3 protein-coding genes and 3 pseudogenes are annotated in these 4,802 nt (G+C 50.6%); 2 read left to right on the top strand and 4 right to left on the bottom strand.

Going from position 1 to position 4,802, the window contains the following annotated elements:
- Window positions 1-235, top strand: a pseudogene (locus tag L5M49_RS24740) (IS4 family transposase); the annotation flags it as partial.
- Window positions 236-359: 124 nt separating this feature from the next.
- Here L5M49_RS24740 and umuC read toward each other — a convergent pair.
- A complete protein-coding gene (umuC, locus tag L5M49_RS24735; protein ID WP_140906934.1) occupies window positions 360-1,637 on the bottom strand; it encodes a translesion error-prone DNA polymerase V subunit UmuC in 1,278 nt (425 codons plus the stop codon).
- Window positions 1,634-2,065: a translesion error-prone DNA polymerase V autoproteolytic subunit gene (gene umuD / locus L5M49_RS24730; protein WP_140906935.1), complete on the bottom strand. Its 432-nt coding sequence runs from the start codon at window positions 2,063-2,065 to the stop codon at window positions 1,634-1,636. The genes umuC and umuD overlap by 4 nt, the downstream gene beginning before the upstream one ends.
- 92 nt (window positions 2,066-2,157) lie before the next feature.
- Between umuD and L5M49_RS24725 the strand changes: the two are divergent.
- Window positions 2,158-2,874 (top strand): annotated as a pseudogene (locus L5M49_RS24725) (helix-turn-helix domain-containing protein); the annotation flags it as partial.
- A 22-nt stretch (window positions 2,875-2,896) separates the two neighbouring features.
- Here L5M49_RS24725 and tnpC read toward each other — a convergent pair.
- Together tnpC and L5M49_RS24715 are read right to left on the bottom strand one after the other, a co-directional pair.
- Window positions 2,897-4,402, bottom strand: a complete 1,506-nt coding sequence (tnpC, locus tag L5M49_RS24720) for an IS66 family transposase (protein WP_140906936.1) — start codon at window positions 4,400-4,402, stop codon at window positions 2,897-2,899.
- Between the two features lie 120 nt (window positions 4,403-4,522).
- Window positions 4,523-4,802, bottom strand: a pseudogene (locus L5M49_RS24715) (phosphoadenosine phosphosulfate reductase); the annotation flags it as partial.

Genomic DNA, 4,802 nt, shown 5'->3' with positions numbered 1-4,802 from the left:
GTTGATGGTTCAATGCCTGTTGTGGCTAGTTGGTTTACACGCACAGCAACAGGGCTGGGATAAGCATTTTCAGGCCAATACCATTGGGCATCGAACGGTACTCTCAACGATTCGCTTGGGATTGGAGGTACTCAGGCGGCCTGATTATCAAATCACGGAGAAAGAATTGCTGGCGGCCTGGGTATTATTCGCCAATCAGTTGCTCAAATATGGCTATGCTATGGCTGATTTATGAGGGGATCCTTCAGAACGTTGCTCCGGCATCACTACTCCAGTTTCCTGGTCCCGGTCTGTAATGACAATTTAATTATAAGTTTAAATGAGCATGGCTTCACAGCTGTATTTAACTTTGTGCTGCTTTACTTCGCGACCGGTAAATCATGCCAGTTGGTTGTGTATGCCGGCGATAGCAGCTCACGCTTCATGCTCCAGTCCTGTTTGGTACCTTGGCTGGCAAACCAAATGGTCTTGCCATGTTTGGCGTTTAAATTATCTATCAGCTGCATTAGCTGCTGGTCTGATTCTTTTTTAATGAGCGGCTCATCAAAAAGCCCGGGTTTATATACGCCCGGGTCGTAAAAGTCTGACAACATCACGCCGGCTTTGGCGTAGCGGTATCCTTCCAGCCAAAGGCCGTCTAAAAGCCGCATTGCTTTGGCAAGGAAAACCCGGGTATCGCTAGTTGGGCTATCAAGTTCGACGCTTTTACTGGCGCTGTAAGGTGCGTCTTTATCGCTGAATGGGCTGGTACGTAGAAACACGGTTAAGTATTTTGCTTCCTGCTGCTCCTGGCGAAGCTTTTTACAGGCCCGGCTTATGTATTCACTGATGGCTTCGCGCATTTGCTGCTTATCGGTGATGCGTTCATCAAAAGCCCGGCTGCTGATAATCTGCTTTTTTGTCGGCGTTATTTCTTCCAATGCGATACACGACTCGCCATTGAGCTCGCGCAAGGTACGCTCTACCACAACCGAAAAATGTTGTCGGATAAATTTCGGGTCAGCATCGGCCAGCTGTAGCGCAGTGTCGATACCTAACTGCTGCAGACGTTTTGTCAGCTTACCGCCAATACCCCAAACTTCATCCACAGGTAGCAAAGCCAGCAGCTTTCGCTGTCGCTCTTTACTGGTTAAATCGACAACACCAGCGGTTTTCGGCCAGGTTTTGGCGGCATGGTTCGCTAGTTTTGCCAGGGTTTTAGTGGGTGCTATGCCGACACATACTGTTATGCCGGTATACTTTTGCACTCGCTGCCTCACCGCTAAACCAAACTCCGTCAGGTTTTGGCTGAAATCTACCCCGGTCAAATCAAGAAAGGACTCGTCGATAGAATACACTTCAACCCGGGGCGCCATGCTTTCCAAGGTGTTCATCACCCGCTGCGACATATCTGCATAAAGGGCGTAGTTAGATGAGAAGGCCACTACGCCCTGCTTTTGCATCAGCTCGCGCACCTGAAATACCGGTACGCCCATTTTAATGCCTAGCTTTTTAGCTTCTCTCGAGCGAGCGACAACACATCCATCGTTGTTAGACAGCACAACAACAGGTGTATCAGCCAAGTCTGGACGGAACAGCTTTTCGCAGCTGGCGTAAAAGTTATTGCAGTCTACCAAGGCGAAGATAGGTTGGCTCATTTGCGTTTCATTTGCCGGATAACGTTAGTCACCACGCCAAAAATGCTTAGCTCTTCGCCATTACGCGGCCGTATCGGTTTGTAGGCCGGATTGCGTGGCAGTAAAGCCAGTGAAGGGCGCGTGCAAAACTCTTTAACCGTAAACTCACCACCAACAGCAGCAACCACGATATCGCCATGCTCGGCATCAATAGAGCGGTCTACCACTAAAACATCGCCGTCATAAATGCCGGCTTCAATCATGGAGTCGCCCTCTACACGAACAAAGAAGGTCGCATTAGGGTGGCGGATACACAGTTCATTTAAATCGAGTGTGCGCTCGACATAGTCTTGCGCAGGTGAAGGAAACCCGGCTTTTACCGGGTCGCCATATAGCGGGATCTTACGTTTTGGCCAAACACTGGCATCACCAAGGTATACTGCTGACATACGAACCTCATAACTGTATATAAACACAGTATATCATCCAGGTATAAATTGCCAATCACGACAGACCAAATTAAGAGTGAGCCTGCAAAGTCATGGGTGTGTCTCGTGATACGTTTTATCGCTACCGTGAATTAGTAGACGATGGCGGTGTTGACGCGCTGATCGAAAAAAGCCGTAGAAGTCCAAATATCAAGAACCGTGTCGAAGAAGCTGTTGAACAGGCAGTGATGGATTACGCGATTGAATTTCCGGCCCATGGCCAGCACAGAACCAGCAATGAACTGCGCAAGAAAGGCGTATTTGTGTCTGGTAGTGGCGTCCGCTCAATCTGGTTGCGACATGATTTAGAGAACTTTAAAAAGCGCTTGAAAGCCTTGGAAGCCAAAGTTGCTCGTGATGGTATTGAGCTGACCGATGAACAGATTGCGGCACTTGAGCGCAAAAAACACGACGATGAAGCCTGTGGTGAGATTGAAACCGCGCATCCTGGCTATCTGGGGTCGCAAGACACGTTTTATGTCGGAAACCTTAAGGGCGTGGGGCGTATATACCAGCAAACCTATGTTGATACTTACAGCAAAGTCGCGCACTGCAAGCTCTACACCACGAAAACGCCGATCACCGCAGCAGACTTACTGAACGACAAAGTACTGCCGTTTTACGAGTCACACCAGTTGCCTGTGCTTCGCATTTTAACTGACCGTGGTACGGAGTATTGCGGTAAGGTCGAACACCATGATTATCAGCTTTATCTGGCGATTAACGATATCGACCACACGAAGACCAAAGCAATGTCACCGCAAACCAACGTATCCGTCCGGCGATCTACACCTAGCCTAATTTTGCATTCCAGGGCAGCAGATGTTCGACACTGTCTGACTTGAGGGATAGCTGCTCAAGGCAATGCATCAGGTAGTCGAAAGGCACCAGCCCATTGGCCTTGGCGGTTTCTATCATGCTGTACAGCATGGCGCTGGCGGCCGCACCCTTGGCGGTATTGGCAAACAGCCAGTTCTTGCGCCCGACGACGAACGGCTTTATCGCCCGCTCGGCGCGATTGTTGTCGATACTCAGCTGCCCGTCTTCAAGATAGCGGGTGAGATTGGGCCATTGATTCAGGCAGTAGCCGATGGCCTTTCCCAGACTGCTCTTGGGTGGCACATGCTGTTGGGATTTTTCCAGCCAGCGATGCAACTCATCGAGTAACGGCCGACTGTGCAATTGCCTTTGCTGTCTGCGCACCTCGGCACTGCTGTCCTTATTCAGGGTTTCGATGCGGTAGAGTTTTTGGATATGATTCAGTGCCCAGTTTGCCTTGCCGGTTTTGCCTTTGGGCTGGGCGATTTCCGCCTCTTTGAATTTGCGCCGTGCGTGGGCCCAGCAACCGACGAGGGTTGCTGCAGTTTGGCCGTAACCGGCGTAGCCATCGACTTGTAGGTAGCCATCATATCCATTCAAGAAATCCACGGCACATTGTCCGGCGCGACTGGCTTGGTAGTCGTAGAGCACGATATTGGGGATCGCCAGCGGAGTGGGCCTGTCGCTGCCGCTGGCATACAGCCACATATAACAGATGGCTTTATCTTCCTTGAGCACATTGAGCGTGGTTTCATCGGCTTGGATGACCGGTTGTAGCAGTAAAACGGTATGCAATTTATCGTACAGCGGTTGCAGCAGTTCAGCGCATTTGAGCATCCAGTCGGCCATGGTTTGGCGGCTCAGCTCGATACCATATTGGGCGAACAGGCTCTCCTGGCGATACAAAGGCAAGCCATATTGGTACTTGCTGGTGATGATTTGGCTGAGCAGTGAGGCGGTGGCCATGCTCTTGGGGATGGGGCTTGGGGGCACGGGGGCTATGCTAATTTGCACCTCAGTGCCGTGCTTGTCACAGGTGCGGCAGCTGTATTTGAGCCGCACCCGCTCTATGACTCTCACCCGGGCAGGAATAAATTCGAGCTGCTCGCTCTTCTCTTTCCCCATTTGATGCAACTCACCGCCACAGCAGGCGCAGATTTTCTCGGCATCGCTGATGTCATGGATAACCACTTCCCGGGGCAACTCGGCCGGAAGTGGTTTACGCACCGGCTTGTTACGGTGCTTGAGTGCTTGCGCCTCATCCGCAGGCTGAGCTTCGGGCTCGAGGGCTTCTGCCTCGACTTCCACCTCATTAAACAGCTCGCCCTGTCCGGGATGACTCTCGGCGCTTTGGCCAAACTGCTTTTGCTGGGCCAGACGAAATCTTTCTTCCAACAGCAGCAGTTTCCGCTGCTGTTGCAGAATAATTTGTTTGAGTAACACCGGATCATCCGGCAGATTATCATGACTGAATTGCATGCGGGCATTATCGATGAATTCATCGCTAACCGCTTGTGTTTATTTAGATTAATTGGCAAAAAAAAGGATTCCCACAGGAATCCACCCACAGGAATCCATTAATTTGTCTAGGCTCATTCTTTACGTTTCTTTTGGTGGAGAGTAATTGCCGTAAAGCTCTAACAGAAGACCGAAGTTAGTCAGGTAAGTATCGATGACGATACCTGGGACTCGTTTAATGGGATTGCTACCGGCTATCCGAAGCAGGTCAAATACCTGTTCAGTTTCCCAGTGTTTAATCGGCGCCAGCTTATACATTTTGGAGCCAGCGGCTTCTACCTGTGCCATATCAGCCAGAATTGAGCCTGCCGTAATCAAGCTAAGCCCCTGCTTCTTCATGTTGCCTGCGCGGTGATGACTT

It is taken from the genome of Shewanella sp. SM74 (genome assembly GCF_025653725.1).
Taxonomy (GTDB): Bacteria; Pseudomonadota; Gammaproteobacteria; order Enterobacterales; family Shewanellaceae; genus Shewanella; species Shewanella oncorhynchi.
This window is presented reverse-complemented; position numbering and strand designations above follow the sequence as displayed.